Here is a 23293-nt window from a genome sequence, read left to right on the forward strand (position 1 = left end):
CTGACCCTGTTGTCCGAGACCCGAGCAGCCGGCTGGCCGAACGGCCTCGCCCTCTCCGCCGCCGATGACATCGGCGCCGTGCGCAACGCCCTCGCTGGCGGCGTGAAGGGCTATGTAGTCACCGGCACACGTACCAATATCGGCCACCCCACCCGTCCCGGCGTCGCCCCCATCGGCGCCAACGCCGCCCGTATGCACCGCCGGCCCCCCGGCACCCCGAGCCACCCGGGCGGCTACCGCGAACTGTCCGGCCGCGAGGTCGAGGTCCTCCGGCTGGTCGCCGAGGGCCAGTCCAACAAGGCCATCGGCGTCTCGATGGGCCTGTCCGCCCTTACCGTCAAGAGCCACCTCGCCCGAATCGCCCGCAAGCTCGGCACCGGGGACCGCGCCGGAATGGTCGCCGTCGCCCTGCGAACGGGAATCATCCACTGACGTCCGTGCCCCGGCGGGCCCGCGCAGGCGCGGACCGGCTGGTTTGCATTCATCCGCGCCCGTCGACGGAACGTTCCGTCGACGGGCGCCGTACATACACAGATACCCTTGACACGTGACCGACGCCCAAGAGACCGCAGCAGACACTTCACTGCGAACCACCGGGGGCGCCCCCCCGGACGACGTCGCCCCGGCGCCGATCCCCTTGCTCGAACCTCGCGAGGGCATTCCCCCGGTGGTGGCATCCGACGACGCCCTCGCCCGGGTGATCGCCGCCTTCGCGGCCGGCTCAGGACCGGTGGCCGTCGACGCCGAGCGAGCCTCCGGCTACCGCTACGGCCAGCGCGCCTACCTCGTACAGCTGCGCCGTGACGGCGCGGGCAGCGCGCTGATCGACCCCGTCGGCTGTCCCGACCTGTCGGGGCTCGGCGAGGCCCTGAGCGGCAGCGAGTGGATCCTGCACGCCGCCACCCAGGACCTGCCCTGTCTGCGCGAAATAGGGATGACCCCCACCGGGCTCTTCGACACGGAGCTGGCCGGGCGGCTGGCCGGCTTCCCGCGCGTCGGCCTCGGCGCCATGGTCGAGAGCGTGCTCGGCTACTCGCTGGAGAAGGGCCACTCCGCCGTCGACTGGTCCACCCGCCCGCTGCCCGACCCCTGGCTGCGCTACGCGGCGCTCGACGTCGAGCTGCTGATCGACCTGCGCAACTCCCTGGAGGAGGAGCTCGACCGGCAGGGCAAGCTGGAATGGGCCCGTGAGGAGTTCGACTCGATCGCCTCCGCGCCGCCCGCTCCCCCGCGCAAGGACCCCTGGCGCCGCACGTCCGGCATGCACAAGGTCCGCCGTCGCCGCCAGATGGCGGTGGTACGGGAGCTGTGGACGGCACGCGACCAGGTCGCCCGGCGCCGCGACATCTCGCCGGGCAAGGTGCTGGGCGACGCCGCGATCGTCGAGGCGGCCCTCGCACTCCCGCCGAACGTCCAGGCGCTGACCGCGCTGCCCGGGTTCGGCCACCGCATGGGGCGTCGTCAGTTGGAGCAGTGGCAGGCGGCCGTCGACCGGGCCAAGGCGCTGCCGGACACCGAGCTGCCGCAGCCCGGCCAGACCCTCGCCGGCCCGCCGCCGCCCCGCGCGTGGGCGGACAAGGACCCCGCCGCGGCGGCCCGGCTCTCGGCCGCCCGTGCCGCGGTGTCCGAGCTCGCCGAGCGGCTGCACATGCCGCAGGAGAACCTGATCACTCCGGACACGGTGCGCCGGGTCTGCTGGGAGCCGCCCAAGCATCTGACGCCGGACACGGTCGAGACCGCGCTCGCCGGGTACGGGGCGCGCCGCTGGCAGATCGAGCAGGTGGCCCCGCTGCTGGTCCGCGCGCTGGCAACGGCGGCCTGAGCGGCCGTCGCCGAAGGGCTCTTCGAGGGGCGTAATCGCGCCAGGTTGTGCGGGGCCGCGGCCACGTCGTGTTCCCGATCGCCGGCCGGGCTGATTTTCAGCCCCGCCCGGCGATCGGCGTTCCGGGGCCGGAGCGGACCCGCCGGATGTGACCTTCGCCGCTCCCGCCCCGGGGGGTGGGCAGTCTGGTTACCCGCAAGTAGCATGATGGTGGCGGCGCGCTTCCGGGCGTGCCGCGCAGCAGTGCCATCCCGCACCCTGGAGGAGAGCCACCGTGCCTCGTACCATCCGGGACGTCGTCTTCGTCGACGGCGTCCGCACCCCGTTCGGCAAAGCGGGCCCGAAGGGCATCTACCACGAGACCCGCGCCGACGATCTCGTCGTGAAGGCCATCCGGGAGCTGCTGCGCCGCAACCCGGACCTGGACCCCGCGCGGATCGACGAGGTCGCCATCGCCGCGACCACCCAGATCGGCGACCAGGGTCTGACGCTGGGCCGTACCGCCGGAATCCTGGCCGGGCTGCCGCAGTCCGTGCCCGGCTACTCCATCGACCGCATGTGCGCCGGCGCCCTGACCGCCGTCACCTCGACGGCCGGCTCCATCGCCTTCGGCGCGTACGACGTCGTCGTCGCCGGTGGTGTCGAGCACATGGGCCGCCACCCGATGGGCGAGGGCGTGGACCCGAACCCGCGCTTCGTGTCGGAGAAGCTGGTCGACGAGTCCGCCCTGTTCATGGGCATGACCGCGGAGAACCTGCACGACCGGTACCCGCAGATCACCAAGGGCCGCGCCGACGAGTACGCGGTCCGCTCGCAGGAGAAGGCCGCCAAGGCGTACGCCGACGGCAAGATCCAGCAGGACCTGGTGCCGATCTCGGTGCGCCGCACCAACGCCGAGGCCGGCGAGACCGGCTGGGGCCTGGTCACCGCCGACGAGCCGATGCGCCCGGGTACCACCCTGGAGTCGCTCGCCGGTCTGAAGACCCCGTTCCGTGCCCACGGCCGGGTCACCGCCGGTAACGCCGCCGGTCTCAACGACGGCGCCACCGCCTCCCTGCTCGCCGCCGAGGACGTCGCCCGCGAGCTGGGCCTCCCGGTCAAGATGCGCCTGGTCTCGTACGCCTTCGCGGGCGTCGAGCCGGAGGTCATGGGCTACGGCCCGATCCCGTCGACCGAGAAGGCCCTGGCCAAGGCCGGGCTGACCATCGACGACATCGGTCTGTTCGAGATCAACGAGGCGTTCGCCGTCCAGGTGCTGGCCTTCCTCGACCACTACGGCATCGCCGACGACGACGCGCGCGTCAACCAGTACGGCGGCGCCATCGCCTACGGTCACCCGCTGGCCTCCTCCGGTGTGCGTCTGATGACGCAGCTGGCCCGCCAGTTCGAGGAGCAGCCGGAGGTCCGCTACGGCCTGACGACGATGTGCGTCGGCTTCGGCATGGGCGCGACGGTCGTCTGGGAGAACCCGCACTTCAACGAGGCAGACGGAGGCAACAAGTGAGCTCCACCACTGAGCTTCTGAAGGGTGCGGCCGAGCTGTTCCCCGACGAGGTCGTCACCCAGGCCCACGTACGCCACCTGGACCTTCCGGCCGGTGCGGGCCGCTTCGCCCTCATCACGCTGGACAACGGCCTGGACCACACCAAGCCGACCACCTTCGGACCGCAGTCGCTGGCGAACCTGAACGCCGCCGTCGACCAGGTCGAGAAGGAGGCCGCCGAGGGTGCGATCACCGGTGTCGGCATCACCGGCAAGCCGTTCATCTTCGCGGTCGGCGCCGACCTCAAGGGCGTCGAGCTGCTGAAGAACCACGACGACGCGCTCGCCATCGGCAAGGGCGGCCACGACGTGTTCCGGCGCCTGTCCGGCCTCGCGGTCCCGACGTTCGCGTACTACAACGGCGCGGCGATGGGCGGCGGTGTCGAGGTCGGTCTGCACTGCACCTACCGCACCGTCTCCAAGGCGCTGCCCGCCTTCTCGCTGCCCGAGGTCTTCCTCGGTCTGGTTCCGGGCTGGGGCGGCTGCGCGCTGCTTCCCAACCTGATCGGCGCCGACCGCGCGGTCTCGGTCATCATCGAGAACTCGCTGAACCAGAACCGTCAGCTCAAGGGCAAGCAGGTCTTCGAGCTCGGCATCGCCGACGCGCTCTTCGAGGGCGCTGACTTCCTGGAGCAGTCGCTGATCTGGACCGCGAACGTGCTGAACGGCACGGTCACGGTGGAGCGTCCCGAGGTCGACCGCGGTGACGCCTGGGACCAGGCCGTCGCGCGGGGCAAGGCGATCGCCGACTCCAAGGTGCACGGCGCCGCCCCGGCCGCGTACCGCGCGCTGGACATCATCGCGGCGGCGAAGGACGGCGACCTGGGCGCCGGCTTCGACCGCGAGGACCAGGCCCTCGCGGACCTGATCATGGGCGGCGAGCTGCGCTCCGGGATCTACTCCTTCAACCTGGTCCAGAAGCGCGCCAAGCGCCCGGCCGGTGCCCCGGACAAGAACCTGGCCCGTCCGGTCACCAAGGTCGGCGTCGTGGGTGCCGGTCTGATGGCCTCGCAGCTGGCGCTGCTGTTCCTGCGACGCCTGGAGGTGCCGGTCGTACTGACCGACATCGACCAGGAGCGGGTCGACAAGGGTGTGGGCTACGTCCACGCCGAGATCGAGAAGCTGCTCGGCAAGGGCCGGATCAACCAGGACAAGGCCAACCGCCTCAAGGCCCTGGTCTCCGGTGTGCTGGACAAGGCGGAGGGCTTCTCCGACGCCGACTTCATCATCGAGGCCGTCTTCGAGGAGATCGGCGTCAAGCAGCAGGTGTTCGCGGAGGTCGAGGCGGTCGCCCCGGCGCACGCGATCCTCGCCACCAACACCTCGTCCCTCTCGGTCACCGAGATGGCGTCGAAGCTGAAGCACCCCGAGCGGGTCGTCGGCTTCCACTTCTTCAACCCGGTCGCGATCCTGCCGCTGCTGGAGATCGTCCGCGGCGAGCAGACCGACGACGCCTCGCTGGCCACGGCGTTCGGGGTGGCGCGAAAGCTGAAGAAGACCGCGGTGCTGGTGAAGGACGCCCCGGCGTTCGTCGTCAACCGCATCCTCACCCGCTTCATGGGCGAGATCCAGAACGTCATCGACGAGGGCACCTCGGTCGAGGCCGCCGAGAAGGCCATCGAGCCGCTCGGCCTGCCGATGTCCCCGCTGGTGCTCCTGGAGCTGGTCGGTCCGGCCATCGGTCTGCACGTCTCGGAGACCCTGAACCGCGCCTTCCCGGACCGGTTCACCGTCTCGGAGAACCTGGCCGCGGTCGTCAAGGCCGGCAAGCGCGGCTTCTACGTCTACGACTCCGGCAAGCCGGAGCTGGACCCGGAGGTCGCCGCGCTCCTCAAGCAGGGCGATGTCGTCCTGTCCGAGGAGCAGGTCCGCGACCGGGTCCTGGACGCGGTGGCGCAGGAGATCGGTCTGATGCTGGACGAGGGCGTCGTCGCCGAGGCCCAGGACATCGACCTGTGCCTGATCACCGGCGCGGGCTGGCCCTTCCACCTGGGCGGCATCACGCCGTACCTGGACCGTGAGGGCGTCTCGGAGCGGGTGAACGGCAAGAAGTTCCTCGCGCAGGGCGTGGCGAGCGTTCCGGCGTAACACCGGGTCGGTATCGACGGGCGGGCCGTACGGGAATCTCCCCGTACGGCCCGTTCCGTGTACGCCGGCGGCTGTGGGGCAGACCGCACGCGCGCGTCCTTCAGCGCTCCAGGACGAGCAGGGCGTCGGCCACGGCGCGTTCCTGTACCGGCGCTCCCCGAGCACCCCTGGGCCGGTTGTGGAGCCGGCCGTTCACCACCGTCGTGCTGGAGCCGCCGCCGTCGAGATTGAGGGCGTCCACCGCCCCCAGGTCGCGCAGCAGCGCCGCCGCCTCCCGCAGGGTGACGCCCGCGCTGTCCGGGCCACGGCCGTCGAAGACGGCGAGGAGCAAGGTGCCGTCCGCCTTGATGCCGACGGCGGTACGGGGCTGGCGCTCGGTCGACGTGTCGCCGGTGAACCCGTTGGCCGCGCCGTTGATCCAGGTCGCTCCCCCGCGCAGCAGCGCGGGGCCCGCGCCCAGCACGGACGCTCCCGGAGTGAGGACGTCGTGCCCGCTGCTGTCGGTGACGCCGGTCCGCCGGCTCAGCGGCAGCCCCTGACGTGCGTGCGTCCGCAGCCAGTCGGCGCCCTCCCCGACCCCGGTGAGGGTGGAGCCGGTCCGGGGGATCTCCCCGCCCGCCGGGCTGCGGAGCGCGGTCACCCGCCCGTCCGCGTCGAGTGCGGCCTCCGCGCTGCCGGGTGCGCCGGGTGGTGTACGCACGCCCCAGTCGGGGGTGAAGGCGACGATCTCGCTGTCGTCCAGGCAGAGTTGGTTGTGCCGGGGCCGCTGCTCCGGCAGCCCCGTACGGGCCAGTCGGTCCCCGCCCGTGCCTCCGCAGCCGACGATTCTTCCCGGCGCCCGGTTCACCCCGTCCAGCTCGCGCACCGCTCCGTCCGGCGCGGTCAGCCACATGTCGGAACGCACTTCGTCGATGCGGGGCCGGTCTCCGGGGCCGGGCAGGATCAGCGCGGTGCGTCCGTTCGCCGCCTCGCTGAGCAGTCGGCCGTCGACGGCCAGGACGCCCAGCGGATCTCCCGGATAGCCGCTGGAGACGGCGGAACCGGTGGTGTCGAAGAAGGAGCCGTTCACCGCGGCCACGGCTCGTTCGCGCCGCGCCGTCCGGCCGACGGTCTCGGTGGTCGCGAGATGGTCGCCGGCATCCGGCTTCACCGTGACCCGGGCGGACGGCCGGACGGTCACCGTGCTGATGAGGACCCGCGCCCCGTCCGCCAGCCGGCGGGTGATCCGCTGCGCCGCCACCCCGCAGCACCCGTCGGCCGACGGGGACGCGCGCGGCAGGTCGTCGCGCCGGGCGGGGCTCCGGCCGGTGCATCCGGCGGCCGTCACCCCCAGGACCAGCAGGACCGCACACCAGCGCACGAGGCGGTCCCGGTACGGTCTCACGGTGCCGGTGCCCAGCCTCCGAGCACCCCGGGCGTCGCGCCGAGGTCCCCGACATGGACGGTCACCCGGCCGGAGACCAGACGGCCGCCACCGGCGTCCAGCACGTAGTCGAACCAGTCGTAGCCCAGGTGGCCGTTGAACGGGTGGTACGTCACCGCTCCGTCCACCTCGACGCTCGTCACCCCGTGCCGGGCGGGGCCGACCCCGACCAGCCTGACGTCCTCGCCCATCCCGGCGGTGAGGTCGGTCAGCACTCCGCGGTGTCCGGGAACCACGGTCATGCTCCGTCCCTGCGGGGGCAGCGAGGCGATCCGGTAGCCGTGGTTCTTCAGGGAGAACGTGGTGGAGGTGAGGCCCTTCCCGCCGTCGGCGATGATGCCCGCCCGCAGGACGGGGACGAGGAAGGCATCGGGTGCGACGTGCCGGTTCACCTGGAGCGTGAACCTGGCGACGCGCTCGACGCCGGGCCCCGTCGATGTCGCGTACCGGTCGCCCGAGGGCAGCAGGCTCATACCGGCCATGTTCTCGATGGTGGCGACCTTGTCGAACGAATCGGCCATGAGATACCCGTAGTAGCGGGTGCCGTCGCCCTGCGGGGTGAGGATCCATTCGAAGTCGATCCGGCTGCCGGGCCCGACGGGCAGCCGGGGATCCGCGGCGGACCGCAGCTCCATGTGCGCCACGATCGAGGGGTTGTCCTGCTGGACGCTGCGCATTCCGGTGAGGGTGAAGGTGCTCATGATCGTCCGACTCTCAGTTCGAGCCCAGCGTGCGTGACCTGGTCAGTTCGGCGTGTGTCTCCTCGTCGAGCCAGCTCACCCACTCCGGGGGAAAGTCCGCGCGGTCGAGGTTGACGGCCCAGTGCGGTGGCACGATCCGCTGCTCCACCAGCGCGTAGGCGACATAGCGCGCGCACGCGATGGCCCCCTCCGGCGTCATGTGGCCGGGGTCGTGGAACCCCTCCGCGTAGTTCGGGTGCTCCCCCGGCTCCAGGTGGATGAAGAAGGGGCGTATGCCTTCCGGCCCCAGCCCCTCCCACCAGCCGTGGGTCTGGTCGTAGAGGTTGACGTAGGGCACGCTGCACTCGGCTGCGAGGTCGCGCATCGCCATCACGTACTCCGTGATGCTCCTCGGCAGGTTGCCGTGCACATCGTGGGTGTCCCGTTCCGGCGGGCTGATCAGCACCGGGTGGGCATTGCGTTCGCGCGCGCCGTCGACGAACTTCCGCAGGTGGTGCGGGAAGTCGCCGTACGCCTCCGTGCGGAGCCACTCCTCCGGCTTGGCGTCGTTGATGCCGAACGAGGTGAACAGGTAGTCGCCGGGGCGGATGTGCTGGAGGATCCAGTCGAGCCTGCCCCGCTCACTGAACGTGCGGGCGCTCGCTCCGGCCCGTGCGCAGTTGACGACCTCCACCTCCTGCGAGCTGAGGAAGAAGTGGAGCACCTGGCCCCAGCCCGTCATGGGTGCCTTGCTCGCCTCCCGCGTCACCGCGGCGGAGTCGCCCGCGAGGAAGATCCGGCGGGCCCTGCCCTGTTCGGGATTCCAGTCAGACTGCACGGTCCCACCCGTTCTCGTTCGTTCCCCGGCCGGCCGTGTCGAAGGCCGTCGTGCCGGCGTCCGGTGCGCCGTGCATGTCGTCGTCCCGGTGCGCGCGGGCGGCGGGCAGGGCGGCGACGGGGCCGGAGGGGCCGAGAGCGGCGGCGCTCGCCGTCCCCAGCGCGTCGATCGCCTCGTACACCCGCTCGCAGTTGCCCTCGCCGCGGTGCGCGAAGAAGTGTTCCGCACGCTCGCGGTACGGGCTCTCGACGGTGAAGCCCCTGGCCATCGAGGCGATGATCTCGTCCACCGCCTGGTCGACCGTGCGGCAGACCGGGCCGAAGCCGTGCTCCGTCAGGTTGAAGTAGCCCCGCTTGTAGTGCCGTCCGTAGAAGTCCTCCTCGTCGAAGGGCACATGGACGAGCGGGATCCCCATGTAGGCCACGTCGAAGAAGACGGAGGAGTAGTCCGTGACCATGAGGGAGCACTCCTTCATGGCTTCCTGGACGTTGCGCGTACCGGGGTCGGCGACCTCGATCGCGGGCGAGTCGATCCGGAAGTTGTGCAGGTAGGGCCGGATCTCGTAGTGCGGGAAGAACTCCAGGTCGACGCCGAAGTGCTCCAGGGCCGCGGCGAGCCGCCGGTCGGAGAGCAGCGACCGGTAGAACCGGAAGTACTCGGACTGGGTGAAGGCGGTCTTGGCCGGGCCCGCGGACTTCTTGTAGGAGGCCGTGACGATCCACTGCCGCCAGGTGGGCATGAGCAGGATGCGCGGACGCTCCCCCGGCTCCCGCCGCAGCGCGTCGAACCTGGGCAGGCCCGCCAGTACCGCGCGGTCGCCGAAGCCGGCCTCCTGCGCCAGGTAGGCGCGCTCCTGACGGCCGGTGGTCACGATCATGTCGTAACTGGTGATCCGCTGGTCCACACCGGAGGTCACGTCGTTGTAGATGATTCCGTGCTGGAGGAAGACCCGCTGGTACTTCAGCAGCTCGCCGAACCGGTGCAGGAAGAGCACCTTCCGGTAGCCCTCGGGCAGCAGGTACGACTCGGAGTCGTAGGACCCGATCAGCTTGGTCGCGTGCAGCAGATACATCCGGTGCTTGAACGAACCGAGCTTGATCACCCGGCCGTAGGGGGCGACCTTCTTGTAGTCGGGGGAGTTCCCGTCGATGACGTAGTACGCCTTGCGGCGCTTGCGGTGGGTCCGCATCCACTTGAAGAAGTGGTACGAGTTGTCCTGGGCCGTGTCCGAGCGCTCGCCGATGAGCCAGATCTCACGGGAGTTGAGGAACGGGTACATGAGCCAGTACGCGAGGCGCATGCGCCAGCCCGGGTTGCGGGTCTTGAGGATGCGTATCTCACGGGCCGTCCGCCACAGGGCGTGCTTCGCCCGTGCGACGGGCTTCTTGTCGATCAGGCGCAGGTGCAGCGCGTCCTGGCCGCCGATGGTCAGCATGTAGGGGTGGCCGGCGATCCGGCCGGGGCCCTTGAGCCGGTGCAGCGGAAGGCGCGCCTTCATGACGACGTTGCGCTGCCGCGAGCGGTCCACGCGGTGCACCCGGAGCCGGAAGTCGCCGACCCCGAATCCGCCGCTCCTCAGGTCCTTGACCGGGACCTCCGCGTACCAGCCGGCGTACAGGTCGCGGCCGTTGCGGGTGTTCCACAGGTCTCGGCGGGCGACCTGGCGCAGCGGTACGACGACCTTGGCGTGCGCCGTCTGGTAGACGAACTCCAGTTCGTTCTCCATGGGGCCGCCGATGTCCATGCCGGGGAAGGCCAGACAGCCCTCCACGACCAGCACGTCGCCCCGGGTGCGGACCGACTCGACGACGACGTTGGGGTCGTTGACGCGGGCGGTCCGGGTGTTCCGGGCGCCGCCCGGGAAAGTCCGGTGGAAGCCGTCGTCGTCGATCTCCAGCGCCAGCGGGGCGTTCTCCAGCGCCGGTTCCGGGTTGCAGAAGAGCTCGAAGTTCCCGCTCTTCGCCGCGTAGTGGTCGAGCTGCTGGGCGGGGTTGGTGGCGTATTCGAGGATGACCTCGTCGGGTATCTGCGCGTAGTGGCGGCAGATGCCCGGGAACATCTCCTCCAGCTGCGTCCGGCCCATGACGTTACGGGCGTTGCACAGGAAGCCCTTGTAGGTGCGGGTCACATAGCGCTGGAACATGTGCCGGACGTCGGCCCGCTCGGCGGCGGTGTAGTCCAGCAGGAAGTGGTTGAGCCGCAGGTGGTCGCGGTAGTTCGCCGGCTTGCTCCACAGCGAGTCCATGATGGAGGAGCCGTCGGGACGCCCGCGGTAGTAGTACACCGGGCGGTCGACGAGGCTGATGGCGTTGGCCCGCAGCATGCTCGGCAGGGTCACCCAGGAGTCCTCGAAGTGGACCCCTTCGCCGAAGCGCACCCCGAGCCGGCGCAGCAGCTGGGTGCTGAACAGCTTGTTGCACGCGGATCCGCTGAAGATCAGGTCGGGTACGGAGGCGAAGTCGTCGATGAGGCGGTCGCCCTTGCCGAAGTACTGCTTCCACGGGCCGTAGGGCCGGTCGGGGAAGTTCACCAGGTCGCCCACGACCAGCTCGGAGCCGTCCCGCCAGGCCGCCTGGAGCATGTGCGACAGGGCCCGTTCGCCGAGGATGTCGTCGGAGTCGAGGAAGGTGACGTAGGGCGCGGTGACCCGGTCCAGGCCGTTGTTCCGGGCGTTTCCGAGTCCGCCGTTGGTCTGGTGGACGACCGTGACGTTGGCGTAGTACTGCGCGAAGTTGTCGAGGATCCGGGGCGTCTCGTCGGTGGCGCCGTCGTCCACCAGGATGACCTGGGTGGCGGCGAAGCCCTCCTGCGCCGCGATCGAGCCGAGGCAGTCGTCCAGGTACTTGGCCACGTTGTAGCAGGGCACGACGACGGCCATCTCGAAGGGATGGTCCAGGCGGGAGATCGGCGGGTGGATCCGGTCGCGCCACCACATCCACGGCGCGTCGGGGTCGTTCTGCGCGGACTCGAAGGACCTGCGGCCCGCCGTGGCGGCCCGCAGGGCGAGGTTGCCGCTGACCGTGCGGTAGCCCTCCAGCTCCTCCCCGTTCGCCAGGAAGGTCAGCCCGGTCAGGTCCACGTCGCGCACGTTGAGCGGGGAGCGGGATCTGGCCCGGTTCCACTCGACGACGACCGACACGTTCCAGACCGTGCTCTCGGAGAAATCGTCGCCGAGGACGGCGGGCAGGTCGACGGTGCCGCCGAAGCCGACGAACCGTTCGTCGACGTCGATGCCCTCGACCGGGACGGTGACGTCCTTCTTCGTGTGGCGGTTGCGTACGGCCAGGGTCAGCTTGAGGTCGTGTCCGGGCTCGATCCGCCCGAAGCGGTTGACCAGCCTGCCCTCGAAGCGGAGCTTCCCCTCGTCCACGGACCACTCGTCGAGCTGGGCGAAGAGCGGTTCCTGGGCGAGCTTCGCCGCCGAGAGACCGAGCTCCGTCACATCCAGCATGCGCCGGGCGTCCGGCAGGTGCAGATGGTCGCCCGACCAGTACACCCGGCCGTCCTCCTCCACCAGGAAGGACGACAGCACGCTCTTGCGCTGCACGTAGTCGAGCGTGGTGAGCGCGGCCTCGGTCTCCTGGTACATGACGAGGTAGGCCCTGACCCGGTCGACCGGGTCGCACAGCTCGAACGCCTCGTCGCTGATGGAGAAGAGGTAGTTGCTCGCGATCTCGGCGAATCCCTGCTGGAACTCCGGGTCGCCCTCCGCGAGCGCCCGCATGTACAGGCGCAGGTCGTGGGCGAGGAACTTGGAGTCCTTGCGGACCTTGAGCTGCCACAGGCCGCGGTCCAGGAGGAACGCGTCGGTGGCGCGGTGCACCGCGACCCGGTCGCTGATGGAGCGCAGCTCGCCGGTGCGACCGGTGATCGATCCGCCCTCGGGTTCCCACATCCACCGGTAGACGGGGTCGGTGATGATGGTGATCCCGTCGGCGAGGCAGCCCGCCACGGTGGAGAAGTACGTGTCCTCGTAGAAGACGCCCTCGGGGAACCAGACCCCGCCCGAGCGCAGGAAGTCCACCCGGTACAGCTTGGCCGCCGCGATCGGGTCGGCCAGCATCAGCGGGAACTCCGCCAGGCCGGGCACGGTGCGCGCCAGCGCGTACACCTCGGGGGCCCAGCCCTCGCTCTCGCCGGTGGCCCGGTTGACCCGGACGGCCTTGCCCGCGGTGATGTCGCTGCCGCTCTCCAGCGCACCGGCCAGCAGCAGCTCGCAGGCGCGGGGCGGCAGCTCGTCGTCGGCGTCGAGGAACATCACGTACCGGCCGGCGGCCTGTGCGATGCCCAGGTTGCGGGGCGCGCCGACGCCGCCGCTGTTGGTGGGCCGGCGCAGCACGCGGACGCGGCCGTTGGTCCCGGCGAAGTTCTTCACGACGTCGAGGGTGTTGTCCGTGGAGGCGTCGTCGACGACGACGACCTCGACCAGCTCGTACGTCTGGTTGACGGCGGACTGGAGCGCCTTGCCGATCGTCGTGGCCGCGTTGTACGCGGGGATGACCACCGTGACCCAGACGTCGGGTGTGTCCTGCTCGTGGTTCATCCGACACCCTCTCGATCGCCCGGGTACCCGTGGTTCGGCTCCGTCCCACCGGGGGCTCCGTACACCGGCCGGCCCTGCGTCGGCTGGTCGTACCCCTGCGTCCGGACCTGCTGGTACGCCTGTGTCATCTGCTGGTACCCGGGCGTCGGCAGCTGCTGGAACGCCTGCGTCGGCTGCTGGTCCGGGAACGGCTGGTCCGGTACCCCGTACGCGGCGTAGGGCTCGGGGTACGGCTGGAATCCGGGGTCCTCGTAGGCGGGCGGCGCCTGGAACTCCGGGGCGGAGAGCGGGTCCTCCTGCACACCGCGGCGGTGCCGGCCCCGGTGGAGGTGGGGGGCGATGGAGCCCGCGCCGGACGGCGGCTCGGCCAGCTCGGCCATCACATGGGTGAAGTCACGGGTGGAGAGCCAGAACTTGTACATGATGATCAGCTCGAAGATCCCCAGCAGAACCGCGGAGACCAATGTGGTCAGGAGGATCTGGCCGATCAGCGGCCCCACGATGAACACGAACATCTGGAACTCGATGCCGCTGATGAGGTGCGGCCTGATCCGGCTGCGCAGCAGCGCCTGCCGCACCCGCAGGTACCAGGGGAAGCGGTGCCGGAACTGAGCGTGCAGGTCGACGACGTGTCCGGCGCCCGCCTGCTCCTTGAGCAGCTCGGCCTCGGCCTCGGGGTTCTCCCGCAGCAGGTCCTCCATGAACCGGATCTCCTGCGCCTCGGGCTCCACCGGGCCCTCGGCGGCGGCGGCCGCGCGTTCGGCCTCCTGGCGTTCCCGGGTGACCTTCTCGATCTTCGTCCGCATCGACATGCGCATCTTGTAGATCTGGAGCGCGTCGACGTACCGGAGCATGTCGAGGAAGACGACCATCAGCGCGGCGAGCAGAAACCTTTCATCACCGTTGCGCAGGTACTGCCCGCCCATCAGGGCGAGGGCACAGAAGAGCACTCTGATGCGGTCGAAGACGTAGTCGAGCCAGCCGCCGAAGACGGTGCCGTTGCCCTTGAGCCTCGCGAGCTTTCCGTCGATGCAGTCGAGGATGAAGCTCAGGTGGTAGAGCGCCGCCCCGATGATCAGGGACTGCATGTCGCCCTTGAGGAAGAACCCGGCGGAGCCGAGTCCGACGAACAGCGCCGCCCACGTCACGCGGTTGGGCGTGATGAAGTTGAACCGCGCCATCACGATGAGCATCCGGGTGGCCACGGGATCGACCAGGATCACCGTCCACCAGGCGTCACGCTTCTTGCAGGTGAGCTTCTGGACGGCACGCAAGGACAGCTTGGCCATAACCCCTCAGTCACGAGAACGAAAGCGGCAGGCCCCCGTCGATCCATACACGGCCGAGGGACGCCCGGATGTTCACGAGACTCCCCCGAATCCTTCACATGAAAGATTCACAGACTTTATCAAGGACTTAACAGGTTTCAGCCAACCGGGTGGCAAAAAAGATCATCAGGGCCACCATGCCGTCACGCTGTGTACCAACGATCGAAGTCGAACCCGTCAGTCGGTGACTCTCGGTGAGAGAGCCTCAGTTGCGATCCGGCCACAAGGGTCGCCAAGGTAACAGCCCCCGCACGATCCCGGACAACTGCGGGCATCACGGCGGAATCCACAGGAAGTGCGTTCCACCACACGCCCGCGTCCGCCCGGCCCTCGGCGTGCACCCCGACCGCGCAGGCGCCTGCGGGTCCGGACCGGACCAGCAGGGAGTACGACCAGCCGTCCGCCTCGACGCCCCGGACACCGGTGACCGGTCCCGCACCGTCGTCGGCGCCGCCGAGCGGCACCGGTCCCGTCGCGCCCGGCCACCACACACAGGGCTCGTTGGTCCTCGCGTCACGGAGGAGCAGCGTTCCCGGCTCGGGCCCGGCCGCCAGGGATCCCGGACGGGGCGAGAGCGGCACCGACCGGTCCTCGGTCCAGGCGCCGTCGGGCCCCGAGCGGTACCAGCGCAGCACGGCGGCGGAGTCCCGGGCCCGCGCGAAGAGTTCGACCCCGCCCCCGGCCGTGGTCACGGCGACGAGTTCGTCGGCGACGCGGACGCCGCTCAGATGCTGCCAGGGGGTCCAGACGCCGTCCGCCCCCTGGTGCCGGTAGCTCACGCTGTGCCCGAAGTTGCGTACGAAGACGAAGAGGCCGCCCGCGCCGTCGAACGCGGCCGCCGGGAAGCCGACCTCCCGGCTGCGGTGCTGGTGGCCGGGGTTCGGGCTGCCCAGGGAGTGCCAGGGGGTGAGGGGGTGCCCGGTGCGGTACTGGGTGGCCCGCACCACCGCGACGTCCTCGCCGCCGCCCTTGAGCGGGGTCCGGCGCAGCGCGAAGAGGTGCGGGAAGCCGTGCGCGTCCCGGACCACCCGGAGGCCGGGCATCAGCCGCGGGCCGGGAAGGAGTTCCGGCCCCTGCCAGGCCGCGCCCCCCGGCTCGCGCTGCGTCCAGCGCACGACGCCCGCCGCGGAGGGCAGGAAGGCGGAGAGCCTGCCGTCGAATCCCTCGGTCAGCCAGTGCGCCGGGTGCGGGTAGCGCGGCTGCGGGGCGGTGCCGGGCTGCCCGTCCGCGCCGGCGCGGTGACAGTCGACGAAGACCGGGGCGCCCGATTCCAGCTGGTGCTCGCGGGCCGCGGCCAGCCCGGCGAGCGCGGCGGCGGAGTTCTCGGCCGGCTCGTCGTGCACGGGGACATCGCGTTCCTTGTCGTACGACACGTGCACCGGATCGGGGTCCGCCAGGCGCACCCGCTGCGGGTCCAGCGCGCGCAGCTCCCGCAGCAGCGCGTCGCCGCCGTCCTGCGTACCGACGGTGCGGGGGGAGCCCACGACCCTGCAGCCGCGCCGTTCGGCGTCCGCGAGCGCGCGGTCCAGTGCCGCCCGCCCGTCCTTGCCGTCCTCCTCGACGCAGAGCACGCCGATCTCCGCGCCTGCTCCCTCCGCCGCGACGAGCGCCACCGCCTCGCGATGGCGTGCGGCGACGATCGCCACCCGCCGGGCCGGTCCCGTGGCGCTCATACCCGGCTCCAGTCTCCGAGGGTCAGTCCCTGGCCGTCCTCCTGGCGTGCGACGGCCAGTGAGCCGTCGGCGCCGAGGGCCGCGACGACCGCCCTTCCGTGGCCGTCGGCCGCCAGCGCCGGATCTCCGGTGCAGCTCATTCCGGTGCCGGTCCACCAGAAGCCGGCCTGCTCGCCCTCGGTCGCGCAGACCCCGAGGTTCACCGTCCCGTCGGCCCCGCGGACCGCGAGCACCGTGCAGTCGAAGCCGTCCACCGTCGTCCGGACCGCGGCGATGCGGCCGTCCCCGGGGTTGCCCCCCAGCGGTACGGGCCAGCTGCCCGCCCGGACCGCGACCACACCGCCGCCCCGCGCGTCGGTCAGGTAGTACGTCAGCCGGCCCGGGGCGGTCTCCAGCGCGGTCACCGATCCCGGCAGCGGGGGAACGGCCGCGTCGTGGCCGCGCACGAAGGCGCCGCCCGGCTCCGGCTGCCGGAGCTGGAGGGCCGCGGTCCGGGTGGGGACGAGGACCTCCACCAGGCCGGACGAGGCCGCCGCGGGCGCCGGGCCGTCGGTGGCGCCGGACACCTGGAGCTGGATCCAGGCCTCCCAGCGGCCGCGCTTGTCCTCGCGGCGCAGGGCGACGCCGCCCGGTCCGGTCGGGACGCAGACGTGCAGCGCGCCGTCGACGGCGACCGCGGCGGCCGGGACGCCCGTCTCGACCGCCTTGTCGATCTCCTTGAACGGATTGCCCAGCGAGCGCCACTGCGTCATCGGGCGGGCCGTCTGGTACTGCGTGGCGTACATGATGTCCACGTTCGTCCAGCCGTCGGCGCGGGGCCTGACCCGGCGCCCCAGCAGATGGGCGTAACGATTCTGCCCCTGGACCACGGTGAGCCGTTCGATGTCCTTCGCGGGCAGGACGTCCGGCCCCGCCCACCGCCGGGCGCCGGGGGCGGACTCCGTCCAGCGCAGCACGGCGCCCTCGACATGGACGTACGCGGTCAGCCTGCCGTCGTGTCCGGTCAGCAGCCAGGGACCGCCGAGGACCCGGTCGAGCCGTGCGGAACCCTCCGCCACCGGCTCGTTCCGCTGCTTCGCTTCACGTGGGGAGGCGCTGCGCATCGCTGTTCGTCACCCTCCCTGTGAGCAGGCCCGTGCACGTCACGGCTACTGGATCGAGACATCATAAACAAGCCATGGCATGCTCAGGTCGAGCTGGTGGTGGTGGCGGTCCGACGCGCACCGGGGTGCCTGAGGCACCAGCCCTCCCACGCGGAGGCGACCATCTCGCGGGCGTCGTGCCGGGCGGACCAGCCCAGTTCGCCGCGGATCCGGTCGGCCGAGGCCACCACCCTGGCCGGGTCGCCCGCCCTGCGCGGCGCCGAGACCGGGGCCGCCTCGGCCCCGTACCCCGTCACCTCACCGATCAGTTCGATCATCTCGCGCACCGAGACGCCCTCGCCGCGGCCGATGTTGACGGTCAGGTCGGTGCCCGGCTCCCGGTCGAGGAGGGCCCGCGCCGCGGCGAGGTGGGCCGAGGCGATGTCGTCGACGTGGATGAAGTCGCGTACGCAGGTGCCGTCGGCGGTGTCGTAGTCGTCGCCGAACACCACCGGGGCCTCGCCCCGCGTCAGCTTCTCGAAGACCATGGGAACCAGGTTGTGGACACCCGTGTCGGCGAGGGCGGGGGTGGCCGCGCCGGCCACGTTGAAGTACCGCATCGAGGCGGTGGCGATGCCGTGCGCCTTCCCGGCCGCGCGCACCATCCACTCGCCCGTCAGCTTGGTCTCGCCGTAGGGATTGATCGGGGCGCACGGGGTCGTCTCCGTGACGAGCCGCACATCGGGCATGCCGTAGACGGCGGCCGACGAGGAGAAGAGGAACGCCCGCACCTCGCTGTCGGCCGCGGCCTCCAGCAGGGTCTGCAGGCCCTGCACGTTCTCCCGGTAGTAGAACAGCGGGCGCTCGACGGACTCCGCCACCTGCTTCTTCGCGGCGAGGTGCACCACCCCGCGCACCCCCAGCTCCGCCAGGGTGTGCCGCAGCCGGTCCGCGTCGAGCGTCGAACCCTGGATGAACGGGATGCCGGCGGGCAGGCGGGAGCGATCGCCGGTCGAGAGGTCGTCGTACACGACGACCCGCTCACCGGCCTCGCTCATGGCACGGACGACATGCGCCCCGATGAAACCGGCCCCACCCGTGATCAACCAAGTCATGAACGAATAGTAATTCGGGCTGCTCAGATCGTGATTCCGGGCCCCAAAACACCCATTCGCACGATCCTCTGTTCTATAGTGCACGCTCAGCCATGCACGCACGGACCGGCCACGCCCCCCACCCGAGTCCCACGCACTCCACAGCCCGCTTCGGGCCACGAGATTTGAGGACTCGACCACGATGAGCCACGACGCCATGTCCCAGTCCCCGGGCACGCGCGAAGGCCGTTTGGCGTCACATGGTGGCGGCCGGAAGCGCGGGGAGGGCCCCCGCAAGCGCCGCCGCGGCCTCAAGATCACCCTCAGCGTCCTGCTCGTCCTGCTGCTCGCGGGCGGCGGCACCGCCTACTGGCTCTACAGCCGCCTCGACGGAAACATCCAGGGCGTGGACATCGACAAGGCGCTCGGTGAGGACCGCCCCGAGAAGCTGCCGACCAGCGGTCAGAACCTGCTGGTGCTGGGCTCCGACTCACGGGCCGGTGCCGAGAACAAGGAGCTGGGCGGCGGCGGTGACGTCAGCGGCGCCCGGTCCGACACCGCGATGGTGGTGCACATCCCCGAGGGCCGCTCCAAGGCGGTCGCCGTGTCCATACCCCGCGACACCCTGGTGACCCGGCCCGAGTGCACCAAGGCGGACGGCTCGACGGTGCCGTCGGCGAACCGTGTGATGTTCAACTCCGTCTACTCGCAGGTCGGCCCGGCCTGCGTGGTCAAGACCGTCGAGAAGATGTCCGAGGTCCGGATCGACCACTACCTGGAGATCAACTTCGCCGGGTTCAAGGATCTGGTGGACGCCATCGGGGGCGTCACGATCGACGTCCCGCAGGACATCCACGACAAGTCGTCCGGCCTCGACCTCACCAAGGGCACGCACAAGCTCGACGGCACCGAGTCCCTCGCCTACGTCCGTACCCGCCACGGCATCGGGGACGGCAGCGACCTCGGCCGGATCGGGCTCCAGCAGCAGTTCATGCTCGCCCTGCTGAGCGAGGTCAAGTCGCAGGACCTGCTGGGCAGTCCGGCCAAGTCCTACAAGATCGCCAGCTCGGCCACCAAGTCGCTGACCACCGACGAGGGGCTTGCCTCGCTCAAGTCCCTCGCGGAGTTCGGCCGGTCGATGAACGGCGTGGACCCGGGCACCATGGAAACGATCATGCTTCCGGTGGCCTACGACAAGCAGGACCGCAACCGCGTGGTGGCGGCCCAGCCGCAGGCCGGCGACCTCTGGAAGGCCATCCGCAAGGACGCCGCGATCCCGGAGTCCGCGAAGAAGTCCCCCGCCACCGGCGGCTGACGGCGGGTGCGGCCGGTGCGGCCGGTGCGGCCGGTGCGGCCGGTGCCTGACACTCCGTCGCGCACCGGCTTCGCGTACCGGCCCCGCCCCACGGCCTCGCGCTACGGCCGGCCCACGGGCTCGTTGATCCGGCTGTGCCCACGCCCGTAGGCGAAGTAGACGACCACACCGATGGCCATCCAGACGCCGAACCGCAGCCAGGTCTCCGCGGGCAGATTGAGCATCAGCCACACCGAGGCGGCCACCGACAGGACGGGGATCAGCGGTACCCACGGCGTGCGGAAGGCCCGGTGGAGATCGGGGCGGGTGCGGCGCAGCACCAGTACGCCCAGGGCCACGACGACGAACGCGAAGAGCGTGCCGATGTTCACCAGCGTCGCCAGCTCGTTGATGCTGGTGAATCCGGCGACGATCGCGATGATCACGCCGAGCAGGATGGTCGGGCGGTACGGGGTGCCGAACTTCGGGTGGGTCTTGGAGAAGAACCGCGGGAGCAGCCCGTCCCGGCTCATCGCGAAGAAGACCCGGGTCTGTCCCAGCAGCAGGATCAGACAGACCGTGGTGAGCCCGATCGCGGCACCGAAGCTGATGAGCCCGGCGTAGACGGGATGGCCGACGGCCTTGAAGGCGTCGGCCAGCGGCGCCTCCACCGACAGTTCGGTGTAGTGCTCCATGCCCGTGACCACCAGCGATACGGCGACGTAGAGCACGGTGCAGATGAAGAGCGAGGCAAGGATGCCACGTGGCATGTCACGTTGCGGCTGCTTGGTCTCCTCGGCTGCGGTGGCCACCACGTCGAAGCCGATGAAGGCGAAGAAGACGACGGAGGCCGCGGTGAAGATGCCCATGACGCCGAAGTTGGTGGGCGCGAAACCGAAGATCAGCTGGACCAGCGGCGCGGTCAGTCCGGAGCCCGGGGGCTGCGGCTGTGCCTCGGGGATGAACGGCGAGTAGTTGGCGGCGTTCACGAAGAACAGCCCCGCGATGATCACGATCAGGACCACCGCGACCTTGATGGCGACGACGACGGTGGTGACCCGGGCGGACAGCTTCATGCCGAGCACCAGCACCACGGTCAGGACGAGCACCAGGGCGAAGGCCAGGATGTCGAAGCCGAATCCTTTCGCCACATCGGGTCCGGAGAGCACGGTGGGCATGTGCCCGCCGAAGTTGTCCATGAGTGAGCGGACGTAGCCGGACCAGCCGACCGCCACCACCGCCGTGCCCAGCGCGAATTCCAGCACCAGGTCCCAGCCGATGATCCAGGCGACCAGTTCGCCGAGCGAGGCGTACGAGAACGTGTAGGCGGAGCCGGCGACCGGGACGGTGGAGGCGAACTCGGCGTAGCAGAGCGCGGCCAGCGCGCAGACGACGCCGGCGATCACGAAGGCGAGGGCGGTGGCGGGTCCCGCCGTCTCCTTGGCCACCTTGCCGGTGAGGACGAAGATGCCGGTGCCGATGATGACACCCACTCCGAAGACCGTGAGGTCCAGGGCGGAGAGGGACTTGCGCAGTGCGTGCTCCGGCTCCTCGGTGTCGCGGATGGACTGCTCGACCGTCTTGGTCCGGAACAGTCCGTCACTGCTGGGTGGTGTGTCCTGCTGGGCAGTCACCGGCGTACCTCCACGCACTCGTCGTGTACGCCATGATTGGGATCGCACCGGCCGCCCAGCGCGCCGGACCGGGCGATTTCACGCAAATGGGCCGGTCGGACCACCCGTACAGGGTGCCCCGACCGGCCCATCGGCCGTATCGGTGTCCGCTCGCGTCAGTCGCGGGCGGGTTCGATCACGGAGCGGCTGTCGGCAGCGCTCTCGAAGCGGCCGTCCAGCTTGGCCACGAGGCCGGTGACCTGGCGGGCGACGTCCGGCGCGGTCAGCCCGATCTCGGCCATGACCTCCTTGCGGGAGGCGTGGTCGAGGAAGCGCGGCGGGATGCCGAAGTCACGCAGCGGTACGTCGACCCCGGCGTCGCGCAGCGCCTGGGCGACGGCGGAGCCGACGCCGCCGGCCCGGCTGTTGTCCTCGACGGTGACGACGACCCGGTGCTGCTCGGCGAGCGGGGCCATGGCCTCGTCGACCGGCTTGACCCAGCGCGGGTCGACGACGGTCGTCGAGATGCCCTGGGCCTCCAGCAGATCGGCGATCTCCAGGCACATCGGGGCAAGCGCGCCGATGGAGACCAGCAGTACGTCCGGGCGGGTGGTGCCGGGCTCGCGCAGCACGTCCATGCCGCCGACCCTGCCGACGGCCTTGACCGCCGGGCCGACCGCGCCCTTGGAGAAGCGGACCACGGTCGGTGCGTCGTCGACCTCCACGGCCTCGCGCAGCTGGGCACGGACCTGGTCGGCGTCGCGCGGGGCGGCGATCCGGAGCGTGGGCACGCACTGGAGGATCGACATGTCCCACATGCCGTTGTGCGAGGCGCCGTCGGTGCCGGTGACACCGGCCCGGTCCAGGACGAAGGTCACACCGCACTTGTGCAGCGCGACGTCCATCAGGACCTGGTCGAAGGCGCGGTTGAGGAAGGTGGCGTACACCGCGAAGACGGGGTGCAGTCCGCCGGTGGCGAGGCCGGCCGCGGAGACCGCGCCGTGCTGCTCGGCGATGCCGACGTCGTAGATCCGGTCCGGGAACGCCTTCTCGAACTTGGTCAGGCCGACCGGCTGGAGCATGGCCGCGGTGATCGCGACGATGTCCTCGCGCTCCTTGCCGAGCTTGACCATCTCCTCGCCGAACACGGAGGTCCAGTCGAGTCCGGACGTGGCGACCGGGAGGCCGGTGTCGGGGTGGATCTTGCCGACGGCGTGGAAACGATCCGCCTCGTCCAGCAGGGCGGGGGTGTAGCCGCGGCCCTTCTCGGTGAGGCAGTGCACGATGACGGGTCCGCCGAAGCGCTTGGCGCGCTGGAGCGCGGACTCCAGGGCCTCGATGTCGTGGCCGTCGATCGGGCCGACGTACTTCAGGCCGAGGTCCTCGAACATGCCCTGCGGGGCGATGAAGTCCTTCAGCCCCTTCTTGGCGCCGTGCAGCGTCTCGTACAGCGGCTTCCCGACGACGGGGGTGCGCTCCAGGAGATCCTTGCCACGGGCCAGGAACCGCTCGTAGCCGTCGGTGGTGCGCAGCGTCGCGAGGTGGTTGGCGAGGCCGCCGATGGTCGGCGCGTAGGAGCGCTCGTTGTCGTTGACGACGATGACGAGCGGGCGGTCCTTGGCGGCGGCGATGTTGTTCAGCGCCTCCCAGGCCATGCCGCCGGTGAGCGCCCCGTCACCGATGACGGCGACGACGTGGTCGTCCTTCTTGAGGACCTCGTTGGCCTTGGCGAGGCCGTCGGCCCAGCCGAGGACCGTGGAGGCGTGCGAGTTCTCGATGACGTCGTGCTCGGACTCGGCCTGCGAGGGGTAGCCGGACAGGCCGCCCTTCATCTTGAGCTTCGAGAAGTCCTGGCGGCCGGTGAGCAGCTTGTGCACGTAGCTCTGGTGGCCGGTGTCCCAGAGGACCTTGTCCTTCGGTGAATCGAAGACCCGGTGCAGGGCGATGGTCAGCTCGACCACGCCCAGGTTGGGGCCGAGGTGGCCGCCGGTCTTCGATACGGCGTCGACCAGGAAGGTCCGGATCTCTTCGGCGAGCTGGTCCAGCTGCTCGGGAGTGAGCCGGTCCAGGTCACGCGGTCCACCGATGCGGGTCAGCAGAGCCACCCGTGCCTCCTTGCGTATTGAGCTGGTCGAGCATGCCGATCCGATGAGTCTAATGTTCCGTCCGCCCGCGCGGGCATCGGGCGGGGAGAGTGCTGTCACACCCGGGCGCCCCGCACCGCGCAGTGCCCGGCTCCCTGTCGGGGCGCCGGGCACTGGACGGTGCGGATG

Annotated in this window: 15 protein-coding genes; 5 read left to right on the forward strand and 10 right to left on the reverse strand. The window is 70.7% G+C overall.

What is annotated here, in order from left to right; all coding sequences use genetic code 11:
* The 4 genes from ACFYY1_RS23600 to ACFYY1_RS23615 all read left to right on the forward strand — a co-directional run.
* Window positions 1-432 (forward strand): response regulator transcription factor (locus ACFYY1_RS23600; RefSeq protein WP_388588712.1); only part of this gene is annotated, 432 nt, incomplete at its 5' end.
* A 115-nt stretch (window positions 433-547) separates the two neighbouring features.
* A complete protein-coding gene (locus ACFYY1_RS23605; protein WP_388588715.1) occupies window positions 548-1822 on the forward strand; it encodes an HRDC domain-containing protein in 1275 nt (424 codons plus the stop codon).
* A gap of 274 nt (window positions 1823-2096) precedes the next feature.
* Window positions 2097-3326 carry a thiolase family protein gene (locus ACFYY1_RS23610; RefSeq protein ID WP_388588717.1) on the forward strand — a complete coding sequence of 410 codons (1230 nt, stop codon included), beginning with the start codon at window positions 2097-2099 and terminating at the stop codon, window positions 3324-3326.
* Window positions 3323-5452: a 3-hydroxyacyl-CoA dehydrogenase NAD-binding domain-containing protein gene (locus ACFYY1_RS23615; protein ID WP_388588720.1), complete on the forward strand. Its 2130-nt coding sequence runs from the start codon at window positions 3323-3325 to the stop codon at window positions 5450-5452. Before ACFYY1_RS23610 ends, ACFYY1_RS23615 begins: the two co-directional genes overlap by 4 nt.
* A 100-nt stretch (window positions 5453-5552) precedes the next feature.
* On the opposite strand, the gene ACFYY1_RS23620 is transcribed toward ACFYY1_RS23615, so the two are convergent.
* The 8 genes from ACFYY1_RS23620 to galE form a co-directional block, all read right to left on the reverse strand.
* The gene (locus ACFYY1_RS23620) at window positions 5553-6836 is read right to left on the reverse strand and encodes a phosphodiester glycosidase family protein (protein ID WP_388588723.1); all 1284 of its coding nucleotides are present in this window, start codon (window positions 6834-6836) and stop codon (window positions 5553-5555) included.
* The gene (locus ACFYY1_RS23625) at window positions 6833-7576 is read right to left on the reverse strand and encodes an Ig-like domain-containing protein (protein ID WP_388588726.1); all 744 of its coding nucleotides are present in this window, start codon (window positions 7574-7576) and stop codon (window positions 6833-6835) included. The genes ACFYY1_RS23620 and ACFYY1_RS23625 overlap by 4 nt, the downstream gene beginning before the upstream one ends.
* A gap of 13 nt (window positions 7577-7589) precedes the next feature.
* Complete coding sequence (locus tag ACFYY1_RS23630; protein WP_388588728.1) at window positions 7590-8393, reverse strand: rhamnogalacturonan acetylesterase; 804 nt, start codon at window positions 8391-8393, stop codon at window positions 7590-7592.
* Window positions 8383-12936 (reverse strand): glycosyltransferase, encoded by a 4554-nt coding sequence (locus ACFYY1_RS23635; RefSeq protein ID WP_388588731.1) that lies wholly within the window; start codon window positions 12934-12936, stop codon window positions 8383-8385. Before ACFYY1_RS23635 ends, ACFYY1_RS23630 begins: the two co-directional genes overlap by 11 nt.
* On the reverse strand, window positions 12933-14225 hold the full coding sequence (locus tag ACFYY1_RS23640; protein ID WP_388588735.1) for a CDP-alcohol phosphatidyltransferase family protein: 1293 nt from the start codon (window positions 14223-14225) through the stop codon (window positions 12933-12935). The genes ACFYY1_RS23635 and ACFYY1_RS23640 overlap by 4 nt, the downstream gene beginning before the upstream one ends.
* Before the next feature lie 182 nt (window positions 14226-14407).
* Complete coding sequence (locus ACFYY1_RS23645; protein WP_388588738.1) at window positions 14408-15937, reverse strand: hypothetical protein; 1530 nt, start codon at window positions 15935-15937, stop codon at window positions 14408-14410.
* Complete coding sequence (locus ACFYY1_RS23650; protein WP_388588740.1) at window positions 15934-17040, reverse strand: hypothetical protein; 1107 nt, start codon at window positions 17038-17040, stop codon at window positions 15934-15936. Before ACFYY1_RS23650 ends, ACFYY1_RS23645 begins: the two co-directional genes overlap by 4 nt.
* A gap of 83 nt (window positions 17041-17123) precedes the next feature.
* Window positions 17124-18134, reverse strand: coding sequence for a UDP-glucose 4-epimerase GalE (gene galE, locus ACFYY1_RS23655; protein ID WP_388588743.1), 1011 nt, complete (start codon window positions 18132-18134; stop codon window positions 17124-17126).
* Between the two features lie 196 nt (window positions 18135-18330).
* Here galE and ACFYY1_RS23660 point away from each other — a divergent pair, with 196 nt between their 5' ends.
* Window positions 18331-19428 (forward strand): LCP family protein, encoded by a 1098-nt coding sequence (locus tag ACFYY1_RS23660; protein ID WP_388589149.1) that lies wholly within the window; start codon window positions 18331-18333, stop codon window positions 19426-19428.
* Window positions 19429-19529: 101 nt separating this feature from the next.
* Here ACFYY1_RS23660 and ACFYY1_RS23665 read toward each other — a convergent pair whose 3' ends face one another.
* Both ACFYY1_RS23665 and dxs read right to left on the reverse strand, forming a co-directional pair.
* The gene (locus tag ACFYY1_RS23665; protein ID WP_388588746.1) at window positions 19530-21041 is read right to left on the reverse strand and encodes an amino acid permease; all 1512 of its coding nucleotides are present in this window, start codon (window positions 21039-21041) and stop codon (window positions 19530-19532) included.
* 155 nt (window positions 21042-21196) lie between these two features.
* Window positions 21197-23125, reverse strand: coding sequence for a 1-deoxy-D-xylulose-5-phosphate synthase (gene dxs / locus ACFYY1_RS23670; protein ID WP_388588749.1), 1929 nt, complete (start codon window positions 23123-23125; stop codon window positions 21197-21199).
* Window positions 23126-23293: the final 168 nt, after the last annotated feature.

Origin of the sequence: Streptomyces sp. NPDC001890 (assembly GCF_042891445.1) — a bacterium.
GTDB lineage: Bacteria > Actinomycetota > Actinomycetes > Streptomycetales > Streptomycetaceae > Streptomyces.